A 24,774-nucleotide genomic window follows, 5' to 3' on the forward strand; every position below is an offset into this window, starting at 1 on the left:
GAGATCGGCCACGCACAACTCCGTCCGAACAACCGGGGAATCCATACCAGACTCGCGGCACGAACAGCGATACGCTACGCACATCTCTTAAAATCCGAGATAATCAGAAATGGATATGACATTCAACAAGGAAACAGCACTTCCTCCCCCACACAACAGAGACACCCTCTCTTATTATTAAGGATTCTTGAAAATTCCCCTTAACCTTAAAGAGGAAAATAGATCATCACCAGCCACTTCTCTTCCGCCTCAGGCCGCCTACAAAATGCGCAGGGCAATCCGGGCGCAACCTTCGGCATCGGCCAGCGCATCGTGGTGGTGGTCGAACGGAATGCCGAGGTACTCACAAACCGTAGGCAGACGATGATTAGGAAGGATCGGCTTGGGGAACATGCGCCGCGCGGCACGCAGCGTACAGTAGAAGCGGTAATCCGCAGGATAATCCATCCCGTAAGCCTGATGGGCTGCACGCAGAGCACCCTCGTCGAACGGGGCGTTGTGTGCCACCAGCGGAAGCCCCTCGATCAGGGGGGCGATTTCGTTTTCCCACACCTCGGGGAAACGCGGCGCGTCGTGCGTGTCGGCCTCGGAGATCCCGTGGATCTGCTCGGTGAAATAGCGATAATAGTAGTTGGGCGTCGGGTGGATCAACCGGTGCACCCGCTCCACGATCTCCCCGTCGCTGACGACCACCAACCCCACGGAGCAGATGCTCGACCGCTGGCCGTTGGCCGTTTCAAAATCTATGGCTGCAAAATTCTGCATATCAATTTCACGCTATATCCGCCTCGAATCACCCGCCCCGGTTCGCCAGTTTCTGTTCCCCGACCCCAGTTTCCCCCACTCCAGTTTCCCCACTCCAGCTTTTCCACCCCCCGTTCTCCTCATTTCTGGTCACCCGCAGCTCTCTTCACGCATCCCGTCACCCACTCCCGGCGTTTTCTTCGACGCCACTCATATCATATCCGTCGCTCGCCGCCCCGCACACAATAACGATTCCGCCCCGCGTTCCTTCGGTTCCGCACCCCTCCGTCTCGCACCTCTCCCTTCCCCCCTCTTTCTCACACCCCTTCCGCCCAGCGGCTCTATCCACGCACCCCCGCTACAATCCGTAAAAGGCCTTGTACCAGGCGCAGAAACGGTCGATGCCGCTCTGCAACGGCGTCGAAGGACGATAGCCGAAGTCCCGTTCCAGCGCTGACGTGTCGGCATAGGTGCGGTAAACGTCGCCGGGCTGCATCTCCAGATACTCTTTTTGCGCCTCACGCCCGGCAGCACGTTCGATCGCCCCGATGAAATCCATCAAGGCCACCGGCTCGCTGTTTCCGATGTTGTACACCGCCGCGCGCACCCCCTGTGCATTCGCCTCGGGCGCCGCATCGAGCACCGCCACCACACCCCGCACGATATCGTCGATGTAGGTGAAATCGCGGAACATGTTCCCGTGGTTGAAGACGCGGATCGGCCGCCCCTCCAGAATGGCTTCCAGAAAGAGCGACGGCGACATATCGGGACGCCCCCACGGCCCGTAGACCGTGAAGAAACGCAGACCGGTAACCGGAATGCCGTACAGTTTGGAGTAGCTGTGGGCCATCAGTTCGTTCGACTTTTTGGTCGCCGCATAGAGGCTCACCGGACGGTCCGTCATATCGCTCTCCGAATAGGGAATCTTCTCGTTGAGCCCGTAGATGCTGCTCGAGCTGGCGTAGACCAGGTGCCGGATGGGGAAGTGGCGGCACGCCTCCAGAATATTCAGAAAGCCCAGCACGTTGCTCTGGACGTAGGCATAGGGATTTTCAATCGAATAGCGCACGCCGGCCTGCGCCGCCAGGTTGATGACGGCATCGAAACGCTCGGTTTCGAACAGCGCGTCGATAAAGGCCTTGTCGGTCAGGTCGGCCTTCACAAAGCGGTAGCCGGGCAGCGTGGCACTCGCCACGAGGGTGTGATCGCCGATTCCGTCAGCCCGTTCAATTCCGGATTCGGCCAAACGGGCATGTTTGAGTTCGACGGCGTAGTAGTCGTTGATATTGTCGAGCCCCACCACCGTGTCGCCCCGCTCGATCAGGCGGCGCACAGTGTGGAAGCCGATGAATCCGGCAGCACCGGTAACCAGAATTTTCATGGTCATTCGTTTTTAAGAATCACGCCGAAAGCATAGTCCCCCACACGATGAATTTCATGCCCGGCAAAGGTCCGGGTCAGCGCCTCGTCAGTTCCGATACGTGCTTTGAATGTGATGATAATCCCCTGCTGCACAGCCGCGAGTTCTTCGGGCGTTTCAAGCAGTTCGACGGGTTGTCCCAGATAGACATCGATGTTTTCGGCCCGATCGATATCGTAGGTATAATAACGGTCGATGCCGGCCACATCGCCGACCGCCTTGGCCGCCCCGCATACATCGCCCATACCGAGGTAGCCGTTAAACTGGGGCACGGCGAACGAGATGGTAAAGACCGTTGCCAACAGCCCTCCGGCCAGCGTCGTAATGGCCGTATGGAGACGACGGCGGAAGAGCCACACGATGCAGCCGATCGAAGCCAGGGTGGTCAGCGCCGCCGCGATCGGCACAAAGAGCGAGTCGAACAGCGGGAAATCGACATACCGCGCGGCCACAAAGAGTCCGGGGAAGGTCAGCGCCAGAACGGCAGCCGGAACACCGATCAGCCAGTACATCCAGCGGCGCGTGCCGGTTTTGGCAATCCAGAGCACGGCGATATAGATAAAGAAAGGGAAGGCCGGGAGCAGATAGATTTGAATCTTGGAGCTGACCATCGACAGTACGGCGAAGGTCGATAGGGCCACCACCAGGAAGAGACGTTCAAGCTCGGTGACCTCCATCCGGCGCCAGCGGCACAGCCCCCAGACGAGCACGCCGATCACCAGAATCGACCAGGGTGCCAGCGAGTACCAGATCGAGACGCCGTAGTACCAAATGGGCGCCTTGTGGTGGAAGGCATCCACGGCGCGGCCGGCGGTCTGTTTGACCAGCAGGTTGTCCAGATAGGGCGTACCGCCCTCGACATAGACGGCACCGAACCAGACGATACAGAGCGCGAGCAGGATTCCCCACGTGCGCCAGCCCCAGTAGGCACCGATCTTGCGCCACTGGCCCTGAACGATCAGAAAGACGATCACGCTCACCAGCGGCACGAGGATACCGACGGGTCCTTTGGTGAAGATGGCCAGAAAGACCCACAGAGGAAAGAGCAGCCGGTCGCGCCGCAGGTGGTTTTCGCGGTCGGACTCGCCGCTGTATATGCGCCAGAAGGTGTGGAGGGCCAGCACGATGAACATGCACATGAGCATGTCCATGCGCAGCACCACGGCTGAACCGATGAAATAGACGCTCGTGTAGAGCATCAGTTGTCCAGCCCGCCGGGCGGGGATGTAGCTGACGAAGGGTCGCACCCAGCGGTTCATGATCCAGAGGATCACGAGCGAGGGCACCACCGAGAAGAGGCTCATGAAGGTCATCAGACCGGCCATGTTGTTGCCGAAGATCAATCGGCCGAGCATCACGATCCAAAGGTAGAGCGGCGGTTTGTCGGCATAGGCGGCCCCATGGTTGTAGAAGGCGAAGAGGTGACCGTCGCGGATGGCCTCGTCGGCAATGCTCAGGTAGCGCAGCTCGTTGTTCCGGGTCAGGTCGCGGAAAATGAAGAGCGGCAGGACGGCGATGAAAAGGAGCAGGTAACGCCCCCAGTCTATTGAATAGATGAGCTTTCGCATAGTTCGTCGGATTGGGTGCGGGCTTCTTCGGCATGCCGTGCCCGGTCTTTACGGTATATGAGGATGTTTCGGGTATAGGCGATGAAGCCGGTGGACTGGCCGAGGATCAGCACGGGGTCGTGGCGCACGATCCCGTAGGCCACGATGGCGGCCGACCCGGTGAGGCTGATGATCCAGAAACCGACGGGCAGCAGCGACTCGCCCTGCCGCCGCGAGTAGAAGTACTGGTAAACGAAGCGCAGGGTGAAGATGATCTGTCCGGCCGAGCCGAAGATAAGCAGCCACAGGGGTACCTTTTCGTTCCGGAAGAAGTCGTGGACGAAGGTATCGGCGTGGGTCACGGCGAAACTGATGGCGATAACGGGCGTGATGAACAGCAGGAGCCGCGCAACCCCGGGAATCTTGGCCCAGACTCCCTTGGCGCTGAGGTTCCAGATGTAGATATAATACGAGATGACCTGCCCGAGGACGATGGCGAAGTCGTCGCGCATCCACCCGTAGATGAAGAGCAGGTAGGAACCGGCCAGACTGAGGATCCAGAAGATGGAGGGCGACACAACGCGTTTGGCCCGCTCGGAGAGTATCCACTGCAACAGGATACGGGCCGAGAAGAAGACCTGGGCGAGGAATCCGATGACGTAGAGGAGCATAACGGGTCGGCCTATTCGAGGTTGTTGCCGGCCGTGCGGTAGTTGATGTATCGTTTACGCATCCAGCGGTAGGCGAAGCAGTCCATGAAGGGGCCTGCGAGGCGGTTCCAGAGGTGGTATTTGGACTGGCCGGCCACGCGCGGGAAGTGGCGGACGGGCACCTGAACCACCTTCGCTCCCTGGAGCTGGATCAGCGCGGGCAGGAAGCGGTGCATCCCGGTGAAGAAGGGAATACGTTTGGCATAGTCCGTACGGAGCACCTTCAACGGGCATCCGGTATCCTCCACACCGTCGTGGGTCATCATGCGGCGGAATCCGTTGGCGATCTTCGAGGACATGTTCTTGACGAAGGAGTCCTTGCGGCCGGTGCGGATCCCCATGGCCATTTCGTACTGATCCATGTGCGGGAGCAGCAGGTCGAAATCTTCGGGCGTGGTCTGCAGGTCGGCGTCCATATAGCCGACCAGGGGCGAAAAGGTCGCGTCGATCCCGGCTTTCATGGCCGCACTGAGACCGCTGTTCTGTGCCAGATCGAGCCAGAAGAAGTGCGGGTTGCGACCGCAGATTTCGCGCAGGCGTTCGGGCGAGGCATCTTTCGAGCCGTCGTTGACGAACAGCACGCAGGCGGGCTGGCCGGCAGCGTGGGCCACAGGCAGATAGGCTTTGAGTCGCTCCTCGAGCGCATAGATATTGTCTTCTTCGTTATAAACGGGAACGATGATGGTAAATTTATAGGCAGCGGTTTTGTTCATAGTATCGATGGGATAACGGCCGGGGCGGCATGCCGCGAGCAATTCCGCGGCAAAGTTAGCACATTCCGCGGAAAGTTTTGCGGCACGGTCCGGTATCTTTCTGCTTTTGAGGCGGTATGGGACAATTCTGGAGCACGAGGGGATAAGTTTCAACCCATCCGGCCGGCGGAGCAACCCCGCTAAAGGCCACCCTCTGAGCACCGTCAGCGGATCGTTTTGCAAATTAACGCGATAAATTTCGTAACTTGCCGGTTCGATTCCGAACCGCATGAGAACATACGTTTCATTAGGCTGTCTGTTAGGAGCGCTCGCCGCCGTCATCTGCCCCGGCCGGGCCGACGAGGCGTGGGACATCGCCCGCTGCATCCAGCACGCCATCGAACACAACATACAGGTCAAACAGGGCCTCAACACGATCGAAACCGCCCGAATCGACAACACCCAGAGCAAACTCAACTACCTGCCCAACCTCAACGCCGGACTGGGCTACAACGTTTCGTTCGGCCGATCGCTCGACCCGACCACCTACAATTACGTATCGGGACAGACCGTCCAGAACGCCAGCGGAAGCCTCTCGCTGAGCAGCACCCTCTTCGCCGGGATGCAGAAGCTCCACAACCTGCGTCGCGCCGAATTCAACCTGATGGCCACCATCCAGGACGTCGAACGCATCAAGGACGAGATCACCGTCTCGGTGGCCGGCGCCTACCTCCAGGTGCTCTACGGCAAGGAGCAGGTGGCCGTGTCGGAGTCGCAGATCGCCACCCTCGAAAGCCAGATCGAACGCACCGCCAAACTGGTCCGCGCCGGATCGGTACCCATCGGCGACCAGCTCGAACTCGAAGCCCAGCTCGCCGCCGAACGCTACACCCTGACCAACTACCGAAACCAGCAGATCAACGCGCTACTGAACCTCACCCAGCTGCTCGAGCTGCGCGAGATGCCCGGCTTCGACGTGGCCGTGCCCGACAGCCTGACCCTGGCCGCCGCCATGGAGGGCAACGACCTGCGCAGCGTAGGCGAAATCTACGGCATGGCGCTCGATCTGCCCCGCATCGAGGTGACCAAACTGCAACGCAAGATGGCCGAACAGGACCTCTCGCTGGCCCGTTCCCGCTACTACCCCACGCTGAGTTTCGGCGCCAGCTACGGCAGCAGCTGGTCCGACGCCCGCATGAAACCGCAGCTCAACCCCGACGGCCAGCCCTACTACACCCACTACCCCTTCTTCGACCAGCTCAGCGACAACGCCTCGTCGGCCCTTCAGTTCAGCATGTCGATCCCGATCTTCAGCGCCCTGACCACCCGCAACAGCGTCCGCAAGAGCCGAATCGCCCTACGTCAAGCCGACCTGGCCGTCCGACAGGCCGAAGACCAGCTATACAAAGAGATCCAGCAGGCCTGGACCGACGCCTCCGGAGCACTTGCCCGCTACCGCTCGGCCGAGAGCAGCGTCACCTCCAGCCGCGAATCGTTCCGCAACGTCGAACAGAAACTCAACGCCGGAGCCGCCACCGCCGTCGACTACAACATCGCCAAGAACAATCTGCTGGCAGCACAATCCCAAATGCTTCAGGCCCGTTACGAATACATCTTCAAGATGAAGATCCTCGACTTCTACCGCGGCGTCGAGATCACCCTGTAACCCACCGACCAACCACCCGAACACCGACCCAACCGATACCAACCACTCACCGCATACCCACCACCCTCCATGGCAAAGAAAAACAAGAGAAAACGGAGACTCATCATCTGGGGCACCCTACTGGTGCTCCTGCTCCTGCTGATTGTCGGCAAACGCAGCGGACTGCTGTGGCCCGCGCCCCTCGAACAGGTCACCCTGGAGAAACCCCAGGTGCGCACCATCGTGGAACAGATTTCGGCCAACGGACGCGTGCAACCCGTCACCGAAGTGAAGATTTCGCCCGACGTATCGGGTGAGATCGTCGAGCTGAACGTCGAAGAGGGACAGCAGGTCGAAAAAGGGATGCTGCTGCTGAAGATCAAGCCCGACACCTACCAGTCGGCCCAGGAGCGTGCCGAAGCCACCCTCAACTCCTCCAAGTCGCAACTCGAACAGACCCGTTCGCAGCTCGTCCTCGCCCGGCAGACCTACGAACGACAGAAACAGCTCTTCGAACAGAAAGCCATCTCCGAAGCCGATTTCCAGAGCGCCGAAGCCCAATACCTCAGCCTTCAGGCCCAGGTGCGCACCGCCGAATTCAACATCCGCAGCGCCGAAGCCTCGCTGAAGGAAGCTGACGAGAACCTCGACAAGACCACCATCTTCGCCCCCACGTCAGGCACCATCTCGCAACTGAATGTCGAGTTGGGCGAACGCGTGGTGGGGACGGCGACCATGGCCGGTACCGAGATGCTGCGCATCGCCGACCTCTCGCAGATGGAGGTTCGGGCCGACGTGAACGAGAACGACATCGTCCGCGTCGAACTGGGCGACACCGCCAACATCGAGATCGACGCCTATCTGGGACGTTCGTTCAAAGGCATCGTGACCCGCATCGCCAACACCGCCACCGGAACCGCCTCGACCGACCAGGTAACCAACTTCGAAGTGCGGATCTACATCCTGCCCGACTCCTACGCCGACCTGATGCGCACCGAGAACGGACAGCTGATCTCCCCCTTCCGACCGGGGATGTCGGCCACGGTCGATATCCAGACCGACACGCGCCATACCCTCTCGATCCCGATCCAGGCCGTCACAACCCGTCCCGGCGAGGCCAACCGCGAGATCGTCTTCGCCTACCGGGCCGACAGTTCGCGCGTCGAAATCCTTCCCGTGCGGACCGGCATTCAGGACAACCAATACATCGAAGTCTCGGGAACGGGCATCGACACCAGCCTGCAGGTAGTCACCGCCCCCTTCACCGCCATTTCGAAACGGCTCGTCGACGGTCAACAGGTGCAACCCGTCGCCTCGCTGACCGCCCCTCAACCCACCGACAACCAGTAACCCCCACCGAACAACACAGCGACCACACCATAACATCACCCATGGCACTTATCCTATCCATCGAAACCGGCACCGAAATATGCTCCGTCGCCCTGGCCAAAGACGGCGAGATGATCTCCCTGCGCGAGAGCGGGAGCGAAGGCCGTGCACACGCCAACAACCTCGGCGTCTACATCGACGAAGTACTCCGCGAGAATGACCTCGACGCCGACGAACTCGACGCCGTAGCCGTCGGCGGAGGCCCCGGCTCGTACACCGGCCTGCGCATCGGCGTCTCGACCGCCAAAGGACTCTGCTACGCCCTGGGCCGTCCGCTGATCGCCATCGACTCGCTCAAAGCCCTGGCCAACACCGCCATGGAAGAGTTCGAAGCCGGCATCATCGACCTCGACGACCCGCAGCGGGCCGTGCTCGCCCCCATGATCGACGCCCGCCGCATGGAGGTCTCCCCCCGCCTGTTCGACACCTCGCTCAACCCCATGAGCGACACCTACGCCCATATCCTGACCCCCGAGAGCTTCGCCGACATCTTCGCCGAAGGACGCACCCTGCTGGTCTTCGGCAACGGAGCCCGCAAATGCGCCGACCTGCTGCCCCAGGCCCAGTTCGCCCGCATCGCCTCGTCGGCCCGCGGTCTGGTGACCCTGGCCGAAGCCGCCTTCCAGGCTGAAGACTTCGTCGACGTGGCCTACTACGAGCCCTACTACCTCAAGGACTTCGTCGTCACCCGCAGCAAACGCAACCCGCTCGGTCTGCCCAACACCAAGTAACAACCCCAACCGCAAAAACGATTCAGGATGCACTACATCCAATGCAACCACTGCGGCAAACTGGTGGAGATCAAGTCGCAATACATGGTCTTCTGCCCCGCCTGCAAACGAAAGATGGACAACAGCTTCACCGAGTGGCGCAAACGCAACCCCGGCGGCAGCTACACGGCCTATCTCGACGAGATGGCCGTCAGCGAAAGCGCCCTGCAGGGCGTCCGCGACCAGCGCCGCATCGGACGCGCCATCATGCGCGGCAAAGCCGCCCGTCGGGGGCTGCTGGCCCTCGGGATCGCACTGGTCGTCACCATCCTCGGCATCGGCGGCTACTGGGCCTGGAGCCGCTACAACCGCAGCGGTTCGATCAACGCCCTGCTGAACAAAGCGTGGCAGATCAGCTACTATGACGATCTGGGAACCACCCTCAAGTTTCCCTTCACCCTCGAAAAAGAGAGTGCCTTCACGGCCGACTCCCTGCAGCGCGACAACGACCGGCTCACGGCCGACACCCTCCAACGTCAGATCGTGCTGAACGCCGTCAGCCGCCGCTGGGCCGAACCCGGCACCGTCAGCGTCACCGCCAGCCGCATCGACTACCAGCCCGACTTCGGCGTCAACCGCGACATCGCCACCCGCCAGATTCTGCTCAGCATGCTCCACGAAAACGGACTCCAGGGATTTGAGTTCTTCCGCAACGACTACTCGATCCCCAACATCGAAGCCCGCAGCCTCTCAGGCAGCTACCTGCTCGGAGTCGAAGCCTTCGAATTCCGCGCCCTGATGGCCCAGTACGGCCACACCGTCTGGTACTTCATGGTCGCCTATCCCCGTTCCAAACCCGAAGGGCTGCTCGTGGCCGAACGCTTCTTCAAAGGGATCCTCATCGACCGGCAGCTCACCGGTGAACCCGCCGAATAGCCCCTCCGCCGCACCCCGCCGGGAATGAACGCCTCAGGCAGGGCAGCACCGTGCGATTTCACCGGCACCCCACCGAAATTCCCCATGCAATCCCGGTACGCTGTCAAGAGAGCGTAAGCCCGTCACTCTCCGCCGGGAATGAACACCTCGGGCAGGGCTGCACCGTGCGATTTCACCGACCTCACGTTCGCGTTCAAACTACACCGCCGCTCCCCCGCCACTCCGCGCCGCCGCAAGATTGCCGGGCAAAAAGGTTCCAATACCCGCAAATAACCGTACCTTTGCACGACAGAGCAGCACGTATGTTACCGCTATTCATCGCCCGCCGGCACCTCTTCAGCCGCAAATCACACTCGGTGATCAACCTGATCGCCGTGGTGAGCGTCATTGCCGTAGCCGTACCCGTCATGGCACTCGTGGTGATCCTCTCGTTCCACAACGGACTGGGCGACTTCATCGGACGGATGTACAGCGAGTTCGACTCCGAGCTGCGCATCACCCCCCGCGAAGGACAGCTCTTCGAGGGCAGCCGCCTGCGCGAACAGATCGCCGCCCTGCCCGAGGTGGCCGCCGTCAGCGCCACCACCGAACAAAACGTCCTGCTCACCTACTCCGACCGCCAGTGGATCGCCACGATGCGCGGCGTGGACAGCGCCTACGCCCGCGTGATCCCCATCGAGCACCGCCTCGTGCACGGCAAATACCAGCTCACCCGCGGCGATATCGACCAGACCGTCATCGGCCAGGGAATCGCCTACGCCCTCGGCGTCCAGACCGCCCTGCCCGAGCCCCTGCGGATCTACGCCATCCGCCCCGGCAGCGGCAACCCCACCTTTCTGCCCACCAGCCTCTACAACAGTGCCCGCATCACCCCCGTCGGCATCTACTCGCTCGACGAACAGACCGACACCCGCTACCTGTTCGTTCCGCTCGACTTCGCCCAACGGCTCATCGGCAGCCCCGGCAAGATCAGCTCGCTCGAAATCCGGCTGGCGAGCGGCACCGACCCCGAAAACGCCAAGCCCCGGATACAGGCCGTTGTCGGCGACCGGTTCGACGTCAAAACCCGCTTCGAACAGAAAGAGACCGTTTACCGGATGGTGACCCAGGAGAAATGGATCATCTACCTGCTGCTGATGTTCGTGGTGCTGATCGCAGCGCTGAGCCTCGTCGGCTCCGTGGTGATGCTCGCCGCCGACAAGGAACGCGACCGGGAGATGCTCCTGGCCATGGGCGGCACTCCCCGCCTGCTGCGCCAGATCTTCAGTTGGGAGGGAAGCCTCATCACCCTCGGCGGAGTCGTGATCGGCCTGCTGCTCGGTCTGGGATTCGCCCTGCTCCAGCAACAGACCGGCATCATAAAAATGGCCGGCGACGCGTTTCTGATGGATGCCTACCCCGTGCGGATCGCCCCCCTCGACCTGCTGGCCATCACCCTCGGCGTACTGCTGCTGGGCACCCTCGTCAGCCGCCTGACCGCCACCGGACTCATCAAACGAAACCCATGAAACGACTGCTCCATATCGTCATCCTCGCCCTGATTCTGGGCTCCTGTCACGAAGGTCCCAAACGCATCCCCGAGAAAGAGATGCGCTCGATCATCCGCGAAGCCCTCATCAGCGAAGCCATCGTCCAGGAAGCCAAAACGATCGACGGCCGAACCCCCGACTCGCTCGACCTCCACACCCGCATCCTGGCCCGCTACGGCTACACGATGGAAGATTTCCGCTTCACCATCCGCGAGATGTCGATGCGCAAGAGCAACCCCCTGCCCAACATTCTCACCGGCGTGGCCCTTGACATCAAGGCATCCCGCGTGGGAGCTGAAGACCGCTACAAACAGCAGCTCGGCATCGACTCCGTGGCCCTCGCCCGCACGGCCGACACCGTCTTCCGCAGCGACACCATCCTGCGCGGCGCACTGGACGGCTACCGGATCGTTTACACCGGCCACCGTTCCGCCGACTCGACCGTTCAGGCCGGGACCTACAAACTTCGCTTCGCCTACTCGACCGGCAAACACGCCCGTTCCTACACCAAATCGATCCGCCTGAGCCAGACCGCTACCAGCGGCAAGAGCAACGAAAACACCCTCTGGCTCCCCGTGGCCAAGGACACCACCGACTACGAAGGCGACATCCTCGTCCGTCCGAACACCAAGATGCTGGAGATCAAGTTCGCCGAGATCAGCCGTCCCGGCCAGAGTCCCGACACCTGCTACCTGAGCGGCATCGAGTTGGTCTACCATCTGCCCATAGACGAAGCGCGCGCCATCTACATGCAACAACTCACCGGCCTTCCGACCGATCTATTCGACCACTATGAAAAACAATACCTCGACAGCCTCCAGAAATCTGGCGGCCCCCTACCTCCTCTCACCGGACGGTAAACTCCTGCGGAACGGGGTAGTACACTTCGCCGCCGACGGCACCGTCGCCGGGGTCGAAACCTGTGACCACATCGACAGCCTGCCCCAGACCGAATACCACAACGGCATCCTCCTGCCCGGGATGACCAACGCCCACTGCCACCTGGAACTCTCCTTCTTCAAGGGAGCCATCCCGCAGCACGTCGGCATGGTGCGGTTCATCGAACACGTCGTCTCGAAACGCAACGACTACTCCCGCGACGAGCAGATCGCCCGCGCCATCGAAGAAGACCGCCTGATGTGGCACGAAGGCATCCAGGCCGTGGGCGACATCAGCAACGACACCACCTCCTTCCCGGCCAAAGTCCTCGCCCGCGACGAGAACCGGACCCGCTACCACACCTTCGCCGAATACTTCGGTGTTCCCACCCCGGATCAGGCCGAAGCCTTCTACCACCGGAGCATCGATCCGCTGTTGGAGGCCGCCGCCCGCGACGGGCTGACCATCACCCCCACCCAGCACTCCACCTACTTCGTCTCCGACCGGCTCTTCCGGCTCGGTGCCGACTCGCCCCTGCTGTCAATCCACTTCATGGAGACCCCCTCGGAAGTCGACTTCTTCGAACGCCGCGGCGGCATCTACGACATGGTGAAAGCCTCCTCCGGCGGACGCGAACCCGATTTCCTGGCCTACGGCGGACATGCCGAGCGCCTCGTGGGGTCGCTACCCCGCACGGCCCGGCTGCTGCTGATCCACAACGCCCAAATGCAGCGCAAGGATATGGAGTTGATTCTGGACCACTTCGATGACGTCACCTTCGTGCTCTGCCCGCGGTCGAACTACTACATCGACGCCGACTTCCCGCCCGCACAGATGCTCTTCGAAGCCGGTGCCCGCGTGGCGCTCGGCACCGATAGCCTCTCGTCGAACACCTCGCTCTCGCTCGCCGAAGAGATCAAATGGCTCGCCGTCCATAATTCCGCCCTCCCGCTGGAGACCATCCTGCAGTGGGCCACCCTCGGCGGCGCCCATGCCCTGCGGTTCGACGACGAGATCGGCAGTTTCGAGACCGGCAAACGCCCCGGTGCCGTACTGCTGAGCGGTGTCGACTTCACCACCATGACCCTCACCCCCGAAGCCCGCGCCACCCGTCTGCTGTAACCGGCATCGGCGGCCCGACGCACCTGTTCATCGGCTCCACCTCAGAGACCGAAACGCACATCCCCCCCCGGAACCGACTTCGCATACTCCTTATATATAAGGTATTCCGCTGCCGGTTTCACGCAAACCAAACCCCATGACCACAGAACAGTTGGAACAACGGGTCAGCGACAGCGAACCCGTCCGGCAACTCGAACAACGCATCCGAAACGACCGCACCCTGCGCGTCAAAGGCATGGCAGGGTCGCTGCTGTCGCTCGCCGCGCTGACGCTGGCGCGACGCATCGGCGGCATACACCTGCTCGTGGCCGGCGACCGCGACGAAGCCTCGTACCTCTGTAACGACCTGACCAACCTGGCAGGCAGCGGCGCCGCCGGCACCATCTTTTTCTACCCGACCGCCTACAAACGCTCCGTGCAGACCCTGCGCGAGGACCCGGCCGGCATCGTACAGCGCACCGCCGTGCTCACCGCTCTGGGCAACCACTCCGTCCCCGAGCGGCCGCTGCTGATCTGTACGTGGCCCGACGCGCTGGCCGAGAAGGTGGCCGACCGTCAGCGCCTCGCCGATCACACCCTCCGCATCCGCCGCGGGCAACACATCAGCATGGACGCCCTCGAACAGCAACTGACCGATTACCTGTTCGAGCGGGTCGATTTCGTCGGCGAACCCGGCCAATACTCGCGACGCGGCGGCATCATCGACATCTTCTCGTTCGGCGACAACAAGCCCTACCGCCTCGACTTTTTCGGCGACGACATCGACTCCATCCGCCTGTTCAGCGTGGGGAGCCAGCTCTCGACCGAGAACCGCGACGAAGTGGAGATCGTCCCCAACCTGAAGAACCCCGAACTGGCCGAAAAACGGGTGTCGCTGGCCGAATACATCGGTTCGGACCGCGTGACGCTGTGGCTGACCAACCCCGTGCAGCACCTCACCCGCCTGGATCAGATCCGGAGCAAACTCCTCGGCGAGCTGCCCGAGCCCTCGGAGATCGACCGCCTCGTAACCAGCCGCAAACGCTTCCTGGCCGAGACCCGCAACTGGCAGTGGATCGACCTGAACCTCAACGCCCCCGAACGCCCCTCGGACGGCGAAGACATCGACTTCGGCGCCTCGCCCCAGCCCCAGTTCAACAAGAACTTCGAGCTGCTGGCCGCCGACATCCGGCTGGGCAACGAACACGGCCGGACAACCTACATCCTGACCGAGAACCACGCCCAGATGGAGCGTCTCGAAAACGTTTTCGAATCGGTCGGCCTCGCCCATGTCGGCTACGGCCATATCCCGCTCACGCTCCATGGCGGTTTCGTGATGCCGTCGCTCCAGATTGCCCTCTACACCGACCACCAGATCTTCGACCGCTACCACCGCTACACCGTGCCCGGCGAGATCGACCGCCGCGAAAGCATGACCATCGCCGAACTGAATGCCCTCCAGATCGGCGACTACGTGGTCCACATCGACCACGGCGTGGGCCGCTTCGGCGGTCTGGTCCGCAGCACCACCAACGGCGCGGTGCAGGAGTTCATCAAACTGATCTACAAGGACAACGACATCCTGTTCGTCAACGTCCACTCGCTCCACCGCATCAGTAAATACAAGGACAAGGACGCCCCCGAGCCCAAAGTCCACAAACTCGGCTCCGGCGCCTGGCAGAAGCTGAAACAGACCACCAAAAACAAGGTTAAGGACATCGCCCGCGAACTGATCGCCCTCTACGCCAAACGCAAGGCCAGCGCCGGGTTCGCCTACTCGCACGACAGCTTCCTGCAGCAGGAACTCGAAGCGTCGTTCCTCTACGAAGACACCCCCGACCAGCAAAGCGCCACCCAGGCCGTCAAGGAGGACATGGAACAGCCCGTGCCGATGGACCGCCTGATCTGCGGCGACGTCGGCTTCGGCAAGACCGAGATCGCCATCCGCGCCGCCTTCAAGGCCGCCACCGACGGCAAACAGGTGGCCGTACTGGTGCCGACCACCGTCCTCTCGCTGCAGCACTACCGCACCTTCTCGCGCCGCCTCAAGGATTTCCCGGTGCGCGTCGAGAACTTTTCGCGCGTGAAGAGCACCAAACAGACCCGCGAAATCCTCGACGACCTGGCCAACGGCAAGATTGACATTATTATAGGTACCCACCGTCTGCTGGGCAAGAACGTCCGGTTCAAGGACCTCGGCCTGCTCATCATCGACGAAGAGCAGAAGTTCGGCGTGGCCAACAAGGAGAAACTCCGCCACATGAAAGCCAACGTCGACACACTGACCCTGACCGCCACCCCCATCCCGCGCACGCTGCAATTCTCGCTGATGGGCGCCCGCGACATGTCGATCATCAACACCCCGCCGCCCAACCGCCAGCCCGTCGCCACCGAAGTAGACGTCTTCGACGAGGAGATCATCCGCGAAGCTATCGAGACCGAACTGCAACGCAACGGTCAGGTCTTCTTCCTGCACAACCGCGTGCAGACCCTCGGTCGCATGAAAGAGATGATCGAACGGCTGTGTCCGGCCGTCCGGGTCGCCGTGGGCCACGGCCAGATGCCCGCCGGCGAACTCGAAAAGATCATGATGGACTTCATCTACGGCGAATACGACGTGCTGCTGGCCACCACCATCATCGAATCCGGGATCGACATTCCGAACGCCAACACGATCATCATCAACAACGCCCACATGTTCGGCCTCTCGGACCTGCACCAGCTGCGCGGTCGCGTGGGACGCACCAACCGCAAAGCCTACTGCTACCTGCTGATCCCCTCGGAAGAGGCCGTCACGGCCGACGCCCACCGCCGTCTGCGTGCCCTCGAAGAGTTTTCGGACCTCGGTTCGGGCTTCAACATCGCCATGCAGGACCTCGACATCCGGGGAGCCGGCAACATCCTCGGCGCCGAACAGAGCGGCTTCATCGCCGACATCGGCTTCGAGACCTACCAGAAGATCATGGCCGAAGCCGTGGCCGAGCTGCGCGAAGAGCAGGGCCTCGAACCCGACACCTCGACCATCGACTGCGTGATCGAGACCGACTCGTCGGCCCACCTGCCCGACAGCTACATCGGCAACACCGCCGAAAAGATCCGCCTCTACCGCGAACTCGACAACATCTCGAGCGAAGCGGCCCTCGACGACTTTATCGCCCGGCTGACCGACCGTTTCGGCGAACCGCCCGCCCCGGTCGAAGAGCTGTTCGAAGTGGTGCGCCTGCGCCGCGTGGCCGAGAGCGACGGCATCGAACGGATCGTGCTGCGCAACGGCAGCGCCACCCTCTACTTCGTGGCCAACGAGAAATCGGCCTTCTACAAGAGCGACCGTTTCATGACCCTGCTGCGCGCCGTAACCGCCTCACCGCGAAAGTTCAAACTCAACCAATCCAATAATAAGCTATCTTTGTCGGTCAAAGAGGTCCCCACCGTGGCCGCCCTGCGCCACACCCTCGAAGGACTCACCGCCTGACCCGTAGAGATGAATCTAGTCATAGACATAGGGAATACTTTCGCCAAAACCGCCGTGATGGAGGGTTCCGAGATCGTGTTCAAGGAGGTCGCCCCGGAACTCAGCTGCCCCGCCCTGCGCGAGGTGCTGCGCGCCTACCCGGCCATCGACCGCGCCATCCTCTCCACCACCCGGAACCCCAACGAACAGACCGAAGAGTATATCCGCCGCCACGTCAGCCACTTCATGCGCTTCGTCCCCGGCACCCCCGTACCGCTCGTCAACCGATACGCCACGCCCGAGACCCTCGGAGCCGACCGGCTGGCCGCCGCCGTCGGCGCATGGGACATCGCCCAGGGCCGCGAACTGCTCATCATCGACCTGGGGTCGGCCATCACCATCGACCGCGTGAGCGCCGCAGGCGAATACCTTGGCGGCAACATTTCTCCCGGCATGGCGATGCGTTTCGAAGCCCTGCACCGCCTCACCGACCGTCTTCCGCTGTGCAGCACCCCGACCGAGTTCGCGTTGACCGGGACCTCGACCCGAAACGCCATCGAGAGCGGTGTGGTGCTCGGCATCATCCACGAAATAGAGGGTTATATCAGCCGCCTGAGCGAAAAAAATAGCGACCTTTGTGTATTTTTTGCCGGTCGGGACGCAAATTTCTTTGCGAACAAAGTAAAAAACCCGATATTTGTGATTTACGATTTAGTCATAAAAGGATTGAACCGAATACTCGAGTATAATGCCCAACCAAATAATGAGGACATTGAAGCATAGCCTATCCGGTCGCTCTATCCAGGCCGTACTATGCCTGTGCGCCATAGTTATCGTGAGTCAGCGCCCCGCCCGGGCCCAAATGAGCAGTTTGAAAGCCTATTCACCGTACACCATGTACGGCCTCGGCGATTTGGCCGTGGGAGGCAGCGCACAATACCGTCCGATGGGTGGTATCGGCGTCGGAGTACGCGATCCCTACTCCTTCAACTACCGTAACCCCGCCGCCATGAGCGCAATACCCCGACAATCGGCCATCTTCAACTTCGCCGGCGAAGGGCAAAACTTCTACGACAAAAACGACATCTCAACCACCTCCTACAACTCCTTCTCCATGCACGACCTCGGGTTGGCCGTTCCGCTCGGAAAAGGCGTCGGACTGGGATGCTCGATGACCCCCATCAGCTCGGTGGGATACATGAGCCGCATCGTCGAAGAAAACCAAAATATCACCGAAAACATCGGTAGCACCATCTACGACTATGCCGGCGACGGCGGTATCACCCAGGTCTCCATGAGCCTCGGGGTCAACATCACCCCAAACCTCTCCCTCGGCGGCAGCATGCACTACTGGTTCGGAGACATCGAACGCCAGTACACCGCCACCATCACCAACTACATGAACTCCACCACCTACCGTGGAGTCCTCTCGTCCGAAAAACAGAACATCAGCAAGCTGCTCTTCACCCTCGGCGCCCAATACACCTTCAAGGTCGGTAAGAACAACGCCCTGATTCTCGGGGTCACCTACCAGCCCAAAGTGACCGCCTCCGTCAAACAGAACCGCGTCACCCTGTCGTACAGCAGCTACACCGCCGACACCGTCTACTCCGGAAGCAGCCGCTGGAACATGGACATCCCCTCCAAAGTAGCCGCCGGCCTCAACTACCGCTCCACAAAACTTGAAGTCGGGTTCGACTACAGCTATCAGAACTGGGATGGAGCCTTCGAAATCCCGGAAGGACAGGACATCAGCCTGGCCGCCCAGCAAGACTATCGCTTCGGGATCAGCTATACCCCCAACCGATTCGACCTGCGCAGTGCCCTGAAACGCTGGACCTACAAAGCCGGTCTGCGCTACAGCGACAGCTACCTGGTCAAAAACGGCAACCAACTCCACGATGCAGCCGTCTCGCTCGGTGTTGAATTCGCTCTGAGAAAAGGTAGCTTCTCCACCGTCGGCGTCGGCGTCGAATACGGCGAACGCGGAAGCCGCGCCGCCAGTCAGGTGCAGGAACGCTACTTCAACATCTTCCTCTCGCTGGGTCTCTTCGGAAAAGACTACTGGTTCGTTCGTCCGAAATACAATTAATCGCACCGCTCCGAACGATCTCCCCCCGATCGACCCCCGCACCGCCCAACCAACCGGAAACAAAAAAGACAAACTAACCATAAACCAATGAAAAAGCGAGTTTACTCATTGATCGCAGCCTTTGCTTTAGTGGGAAGCATGGCCGCAGCACAAGACTACAAAGACGACCCCAAATACGGAGCCGATCCGGCCGCCCGTGAACAGAACGTCCGCATCCTGAACTTCTTCGGCGATGCCTACCGTGCCAAAGACTACAACACCGCCACCACTTATCTGCGTCAATTGATCCAAAACGCCCCGAAGGCATCCGAAAACATGTACATCCGCGGTATCGACATCTACCGCAACAAAGCCACCGCTGCCGAAACCAAAGAAGAGCGTCGTGCCATGGTGGACAGTATCCTCTGGATCTACGACAAACGTATCGAAGCCTTCGGCGAACATCCCGAACGCGGTGAAGGCTACCTGCGCGGCGAAAAAGCCAAACTGTTCATGAGCATGATGCCCGCCGACCGCGAACGTCTGTTCAAACTCTTCCGCGAAGCCATCGACGGCGAACACCAGTTCGAACCCGGCCTGGCCGTGATGTACTTCAACACCGTCGTTGAAAGCTTCAAACTCGACGACGTGACCCCCGAAGAGCTGATCGAGACCTACGAACGCCTCAGCCAGCGTATCGCCACCAACACCTCCGAAGAAGCCAAAGAAGCAGCCAAAGCCCTGGACGACCTCTTTGCCACCAGCGGTGCCGCCGACTGCGCCTCGATCGAACAGATCTACAAACCCAAATACGAAGCCGATCCCACCAACCAGCAACTTATCGAGACCATTCTTTCGTTGCTGAACCGCGGCGGCTGCTCGAGCGACTTCTACCTCTCGATGCTCGAAAAATACTACGAAGTCAATCCGAAACCTGAAATCGCCATCCAACTCGCCTCGGTATTCCAGGAGAAGAAAGACTTCACCAAAGCGATGGAATACCTGACCGTGGGCATCGAAAAAGAGACTGACCCCGCTAAAAAAGCCAACTTCCTGCTCCAGGCCGCAACCATGAGCAGCGCCAACGGAGCCTACCGTGAAGCCGCCGGTTTCGCCCGCAAAGCCATCGAACTCGACTCGAACAACGGCGTAGCCTACCTGCTTCTGGGTGCCGCATACGGTAGTGGTGCCGGCAGCGCCTGCAGCGCTTTCGACAGCCAAACCGCCATGTGGCTGGCCGTCGACAACCTCTCGCGCGCCCGTCAGCTTCTGCCCGAAGATGATCCCCAGCAGCAACAAATCAGCCAGATGATCGCCAACTACAGCGCCAACTTCCCAAAAACCGAAGAGACCTTCATGCGCGGTCTGAACCCTGGCGACTCGTACACCGTCAGCTGCGGCTGGATCAGCGGTGCCACCACCGTGCGCGAACGCTAATCCAGGTCCGCCGCACAGGGATACGAAGAGACCCACACAGCCCCGTATTCCTTCCGACCATGAAACCTACGAAACACCACACAACCTATCGAGCAGTGCTTGCCGCCATCGCCGCGGCAGGCACTCTTTGTCTGTTCGGCTGCGGCCAAAAGGAGCCCGAGCCGACCGTCAAAGACCCCGAAACCACCCCTACCCAGATCAGCCACAACCACCGCGTCATCAACTCCGAAGACGGCCGGCGCCAATACCGCATGGAGACCCCCCTGCTCGAACGCTTCGAACTCGCCGAAGTGCCCTTTACGGAATTCAAGAAGGGGATCAAAATCGAGACCTTCGACAGCGCCCTGCGCGTCGAGAGCGACCTGGTAGCCGACTACGCCCGACTGAACGAAGTGACCGAAATCTGGGAGGCCCGCGGCAACGTCATCGCCCACAGCTACAACCAGGAGCGGCAGCGGACCCTCTACACCGAACGGCTCTACTGGGATCAGAAAAAGAAAAAGATATACAGCGACACCGTATCACGCGTTGTCGACGGTAGCAGCGTCCACATCGGCAGCAACTTCGAAGCCGACGAAAACTTCGAGACCTGGAGCTTCCACCGCACCGCCGGCCAGATCGAAGTCGAAGCCATCAACCAGCAAGACTCCACCCGGCAGAACATCCCCCAGTCCGACTCTACCGCAACCCCCGGCAGCACCGCATCCGCAGCCGACACGACCCGCGGACGGTAGTCTCCCGCCTCCACCCTATACCCACCCATGGAGATTCAGATTATCATCATCGCCATAGCCCTTCTCCTGTCGGCCTTCTTTTCCGGTATGGAGATCGCCTTTCTCTCCTCCAACAAACTGAGGCTCGAAATCGAACGCAAGCAGAGCAAGACCTACGACCACATTGCCAGCCTGTTCCTGAAAGCCCCCGGGCAGTATATCTCCACCATTCTGGTCGGCAACAACATCGCACTGGTCATCTACTCGATCTTCATGAGCAGCCTGTACGTCAGCATCACCGGCAGCTCGAACTACGCCCTCGAAACCCTGATCTCGACCCTGATCATCATCTTCACCTCCGAGTTCCTGCCCAAAGCCGTCGTCAAGGCCAATCCCAACTTCTACCTGCGCCACTTCGCCATCCCGCTGTACGGGTTCTACATCATATTCTACCCGCTATCGCGTTTTGCGACCCTGCTCTCGACCCTGCTGCTGCGCCTGATGGGCAAACGCGTGACCCCCGCACCCCAAACCGCCGAATTCGGCAAGGTTGACCTGGCCACCCTGGTCGAAGAGGCCGCCGGAGGCGAAGAGAGCGACGAAGAGGAAAAGGAAGACAACGACCAACGCATCCGCCTGTTCCAGAACGCCCTCGACTTCTCCGAACAGCGCGTACGCGACTGCATGGTGCCGCGTACCGACATCGAAGCCCTCGAAGTGAGCTCCAGCGTCGACGACCTGCGCCATCTGTTCGTGACCACCGGCTACTCGCGCGTCCCAATCTACGACGGCACCATCGACAACATCATCGGCTACGCCAACCACAAGAGCCTCTTCCGCAACCCCGCCACCATCCGCGAAGTGCTCCGGCAGCCGCTCTACGTACCCGAGACCATGTCGCAGCAGAAGTTGCTCGGGGCCCTGATCCACGACCACAAATCGATGGCCATCGTGATCGACGAATTCGGCAGCACCGCCGGACTGGTGACCCTCGAAGACCTGCTGGAACAGATCTTCGGCGAGATCGAAGACGAGCACGACGCCGACTACCTGGTCGAAAAGCAGATCAACGACAACGAGTACATACTGGCCGGCCGTCTGGAGATCGACCACCTGAACGAAAGCTACCGGCTGGGTATCCCCGAGTCCGATCGTTACGACACCCTTGCGGGCTACATCCTCGACCAGAGCGAAGACATCCCTCGCCCGGGCGACATCATCAAGGCCGACGGTCTGAAAATCAAGATTCTTCGTACCAGCCGGACCCGCATCGAACTGGTGCAGCTCACAAAAGCTCGCGAAGCATAAAAAGAGACTTCGCAATCTCGGAAAAAAACAGTACATTTGCCCCCATTAGGCCCATTGCGGCGATTTACCGGAAAAAATAAAGTACACGATAAAAGAATGGTAACTCTCAACACACTCAGAAACAAAGGCGGCGTTCTGCTAGCCATTGTGATCGGCGTAGCACTGCTCGCCTTCGTGCTCGGCGACATGCTCACCTCGGGCAGCACCCTGATGAACAGTTCGAAGATGAACGTAGGGACAATCGACGGCGAGAAAATCACCACCCAGGAGTACGCCCAGGCCATCGACGAACTGACCGAAGTACAACGCATCACCACCGGTCGTGAAGGTTCGAGCGAAGAAGAAAACGAAATGATCCGCGTTCAGGCATGGGACCTGATGATCCGTCAGAAAGCCCTGAAACCCAATCTGAACGCCATCGGTCTGAGCGTTTCGGAAGACGAGATGGTTGAACTGCTGAGCGGAGCCAACCCCTCGCCCATCATCGCCCAAATGTTTGCCAACCCGCAGACCGGCATGTTCGATCCCACCCAGCTGCGCCAGTTCGTAGCCAACGTTGATCAGGACCAGACCGGCCGCATGCAGATGTTCTGGAACTACCTCCAGAACGAAGTCAGCGATCAGAGCCTGATCTTCAAATTCAAAAGCCTGATCGACAAAGCAGCCTACGTAACCTCGCTCGAAGCCGAACAACTCGCCTCGATCGAAGGCAGCACCTATAGCGTCAACTACCTCGTCAGCCGTTACGAAACCATCGCCGACAGCACCGTACAGGTCAGCGACGCCGAACTGCGCAAATACTACGACGCACACCAGGGCATGTTCAAACAGGAAGACCTGCGCGACATCGAATACGTCACCTTCGAAGCCCTGCCCACCGCTGAAGACTACGCAGCCGCCGAAAAAACCGTACGCGACCTGGCCAAAGACTTTGCCGCAGCCGAAAACGTACAGCAATTCGTATCGATGAACTCGCAGAGCGCCTTCGACTCGCGCTACTACAAAGCCGGCGAAATCACCGGTGACCTCGGCACTTTCGCCTTCAGCGCCACCCCCGACCAACTCTACGGCCCCGTTCTGAACGGTGACCAATGGACCATGGCCCGCATCGCCGACGTACAGACCCTTCCGGACAGCATCCGCGTAAGCAACATCGTAATTCCCGCAGCAGAAAAAGCCATGGCCGACAGCCTCACCACCGCCCTGCAGAACGGCGGCGACTTTGCTGCTGCAGCCCGCGAATACTCGGCCGATGCACAGAGCGCAGCTCAGGGCGGCGACCTCGGCATGATGGATCCGCAGACCCTGGCACCGCAGTTTGCCGAAGCGCTGAAAGGCGCAACCACCGGCACTGTTAAGGCCATCACCACTCCCGAAGCCACCTTCATCGTGAAAGTGACCGCAACCACCGGCGAATCGCAGAAAGTACAGCTCGGCGTCATCAACTATACCGTCGAAGCCAGCGAACAGACCCGCAACGACGTGTACAGCCAGGCCAATAAATTTGCCACCGCCGCCGCCACCAGCGGATTCGAAAAGGCAGTCACCGACGGTGCCCTCGCCAAACGTGTCGCAACCGTCGGCCCGAACGACCGTACCGTCGGCGGCATCCAGCAATCCCGCGAACTGGCTCGCTGGGCCTTCAACGGCGAACAGGGCGAGATTTCGGACGTGAAAGAGTTCGGCAACAACTTTGTGATCGGTACCATCACCGCCATCCGCAACAAAGGCATCGCCCCCTTCGAACAGGTTAAAAACGATGTCCGTGCATTGGTAATTCGCGAGAAGAAAGGCGAAATGCTGGCAGAAAAGATGAAAGGCGCCACCTCGGTAGCCGCACTGGCCGGCACGCTGGGTGTCGATACGCTGAGCAACAACGACATCAACTTCCAGGGCTTCATGGCTCCCGAAGTGGGTTACGATCCCGCCTTCACCGGCGGTGTGTCGGGTATCGCACAGACCGGCACCGTATCGAAACCGATTATTGGTCGCATCGGGGTTTATGCCGCCGAGATCACCGACAAACGCGATACTCCCGCAGATCAGGCCATCGAAAAAGCACGTCTGACCGCAGAAGCTCAGCAGAGCGCCTTTATGGCCGCCTACGAAGCCTTCATGCAACTGAGCGACATTCAGGATACCCGTTACCGCTTCTATTAATCTCCTCGGGCCCGGGCGGGTTACGCTGGGCCGAAAAGAGAACGGTATCACAAACGATACAAGCAGTCGAGCCGATAAGTTGATAACTTATCGGCTCGACTGCTTTTTTTGGAAAAAGGGGTTTTAGGAAAAAGAGTGAGGAACCGATGACAGACCCGCTTCGCCCGTCGATTCATAATTAAATGCCCCCGTTTCGCGCCCCAATAATATACACAATAAGAAGATGCTTCAATGCTAAGGAGAACTTTTACATACACATCATAGCTCGAAGTAAGATTCTATCGATGACCCTCATTCTTTTCTCACATATAAGATGGGAATGGTCAATTGCC

At 60.3% G+C, this 24,774-nt stretch carries 19 protein-coding genes; 14 read left to right on the forward strand and 5 right to left on the reverse strand.

What is annotated here, in order from left to right; genetic code table 11:
• Positions 1-258: 258 nt before the first annotated feature.
• The 5 genes from BQ5379_RS06180 to BQ5379_RS06200 form a co-directional block, all read right to left on the reverse strand.
• On the reverse strand, positions 259-765 hold the full coding sequence (locus BQ5379_RS06180) for a 3'-5' exonuclease (protein ID WP_071134631.1): 507 nt from the start codon (positions 763-765) through the stop codon (positions 259-261).
• A 337-nt stretch (positions 766-1,102) separates the two neighbouring features.
• On the reverse strand, positions 1,103-2,125 hold the full coding sequence (locus BQ5379_RS06185) for an NAD-dependent epimerase (RefSeq protein ID WP_071135567.1): 1,023 nt from the start codon (positions 2,123-2,125) through the stop codon (positions 1,103-1,105).
• A gap of 2 nt (positions 2,126-2,127) precedes the next feature.
• Positions 2,128-3,732 carry an ArnT family glycosyltransferase gene (locus BQ5379_RS06190; RefSeq protein ID WP_071134632.1) on the reverse strand — a complete coding sequence of 535 codons (1,605 nt, stop codon included), beginning with the start codon at positions 3,730-3,732 and terminating at the stop codon, positions 2,128-2,130.
• Positions 3,708-4,382 (reverse strand): lipid-A-disaccharide synthase N-terminal domain-containing protein, encoded by a 675-nt coding sequence (locus BQ5379_RS06195; protein ID WP_071134633.1) that lies wholly within the window; start codon positions 4,380-4,382, stop codon positions 3,708-3,710. The genes BQ5379_RS06190 and BQ5379_RS06195 overlap by 25 nt, the downstream gene beginning before the upstream one ends.
• 11 nt (positions 4,383-4,393) lie before the next feature.
• Positions 4,394-5,134, reverse strand: coding sequence for a glycosyltransferase family 2 protein (locus tag BQ5379_RS06200; RefSeq protein WP_071135568.1), 741 nt, complete (start codon positions 5,132-5,134; stop codon positions 4,394-4,396).
• Positions 5,135-5,402: 268 nt separating this feature from the next.
• Between BQ5379_RS06200 and BQ5379_RS06205 the strand changes: the two genes are divergently transcribed.
• The 14 genes from BQ5379_RS06205 (at position 5,403) to BQ5379_RS06270 (ending at position 24,442) form a co-directional block, all read left to right on the forward strand.
• Positions 5,403-6,779 (forward strand): TolC family protein, encoded by a 1,377-nt coding sequence (locus BQ5379_RS06205; protein WP_071134634.1) that lies wholly within the window; start codon positions 5,403-5,405, stop codon positions 6,777-6,779.
• Between the two features lie 69 nt (positions 6,780-6,848).
• On the forward strand, positions 6,849-8,108 hold the full coding sequence (locus BQ5379_RS06210; RefSeq protein WP_071134635.1) for an efflux RND transporter periplasmic adaptor subunit: 1,260 nt from the start codon (positions 6,849-6,851) through the stop codon (positions 8,106-8,108).
• 41 nt (positions 8,109-8,149) lie between these two features.
• Positions 8,150-8,878 (forward strand): tRNA (adenosine(37)-N6)-threonylcarbamoyltransferase complex dimerization subunit type 1 TsaB, encoded by a 729-nt coding sequence (gene tsaB / locus BQ5379_RS06215; protein WP_071134636.1) that lies wholly within the window; start codon positions 8,150-8,152, stop codon positions 8,876-8,878.
• A gap of 27 nt (positions 8,879-8,905) precedes the next feature.
• A complete protein-coding gene (locus BQ5379_RS06220; protein ID WP_071134637.1) occupies positions 8,906-9,793 on the forward strand; it encodes a hypothetical protein in 888 nt (295 codons plus the stop codon).
• A gap of 302 nt (positions 9,794-10,095) precedes the next feature.
• Complete coding sequence (locus BQ5379_RS06225; RefSeq protein ID WP_071134638.1) at positions 10,096-11,301, forward strand: ABC transporter permease; 1,206 nt, start codon at positions 10,096-10,098, stop codon at positions 11,299-11,301.
• Positions 11,298-12,182, forward strand: coding sequence for a hypothetical protein (locus tag BQ5379_RS06230; RefSeq protein WP_071134639.1), 885 nt, complete (start codon positions 11,298-11,300; stop codon positions 12,180-12,182). The genes BQ5379_RS06225 and BQ5379_RS06230 overlap by 4 nt, the downstream gene beginning before the upstream one ends.
• On the forward strand, positions 12,115-13,323 hold the full coding sequence (locus BQ5379_RS06235; protein ID WP_071134640.1) for an amidohydrolase family protein: 1,209 nt from the start codon (positions 12,115-12,117) through the stop codon (positions 13,321-13,323). Before BQ5379_RS06230 ends, BQ5379_RS06235 begins: the two co-directional genes overlap by 68 nt.
• 136 nt (positions 13,324-13,459) lie before the next feature.
• Positions 13,460-16,774, forward strand: coding sequence for a transcription-repair coupling factor (gene mfd / locus BQ5379_RS06240; RefSeq protein WP_071134641.1), 3,315 nt, complete (start codon positions 13,460-13,462; stop codon positions 16,772-16,774).
• A gap of 9 nt (positions 16,775-16,783) precedes the next feature.
• On the forward strand, positions 16,784-17,536 hold the full coding sequence (locus BQ5379_RS06245) for a type III pantothenate kinase (RefSeq protein ID WP_071134642.1): 753 nt from the start codon (positions 16,784-16,786) through the stop codon (positions 17,534-17,536).
• A gap of 79 nt (positions 17,537-17,615) precedes the next feature.
• The gene (locus BQ5379_RS06250; RefSeq protein WP_143039405.1) at positions 17,616-18,845 is read left to right on the forward strand and encodes a BamG family beta-barrel-assembly machinery protein; all 1,230 of its coding nucleotides are present in this window, start codon (positions 17,616-17,618) and stop codon (positions 18,843-18,845) included.
• A gap of 87 nt (positions 18,846-18,932) precedes the next feature.
• Positions 18,933-20,261: a tetratricopeptide repeat protein gene (locus tag BQ5379_RS06255; protein WP_143039406.1), complete on the forward strand. Its 1,329-nt coding sequence runs from the start codon at positions 18,933-18,935 to the stop codon at positions 20,259-20,261.
• Positions 20,262-20,320: 59 nt separating this feature from the next.
• Positions 20,321-20,995, forward strand: coding sequence for an LPS export ABC transporter periplasmic protein LptC (lptC, locus tag BQ5379_RS06260; protein WP_083377627.1), 675 nt, complete (start codon positions 20,321-20,323; stop codon positions 20,993-20,995).
• A 27-nt stretch (positions 20,996-21,022) separates the two neighbouring features.
• On the forward strand, positions 21,023-22,282 hold the full coding sequence (locus BQ5379_RS06265) for a hemolysin family protein (RefSeq protein WP_071134646.1): 1,260 nt from the start codon (positions 21,023-21,025) through the stop codon (positions 22,280-22,282).
• A 96-nt stretch (positions 22,283-22,378) separates the two neighbouring features.
• Positions 22,379-24,442, forward strand: coding sequence for a peptidylprolyl isomerase (locus BQ5379_RS06270; RefSeq protein ID WP_071134647.1), 2,064 nt, complete (start codon positions 22,379-22,381; stop codon positions 24,440-24,442).
• Positions 24,443-24,774 lie beyond the last annotated feature (332 nt).

The organism is Millionella massiliensis (assembly GCF_900104655.1).
In the GTDB taxonomy this organism is placed as follows: Bacteria; Bacteroidota; Bacteroidia; order Bacteroidales; family Rikenellaceae; genus Rikenella; species Rikenella massiliensis.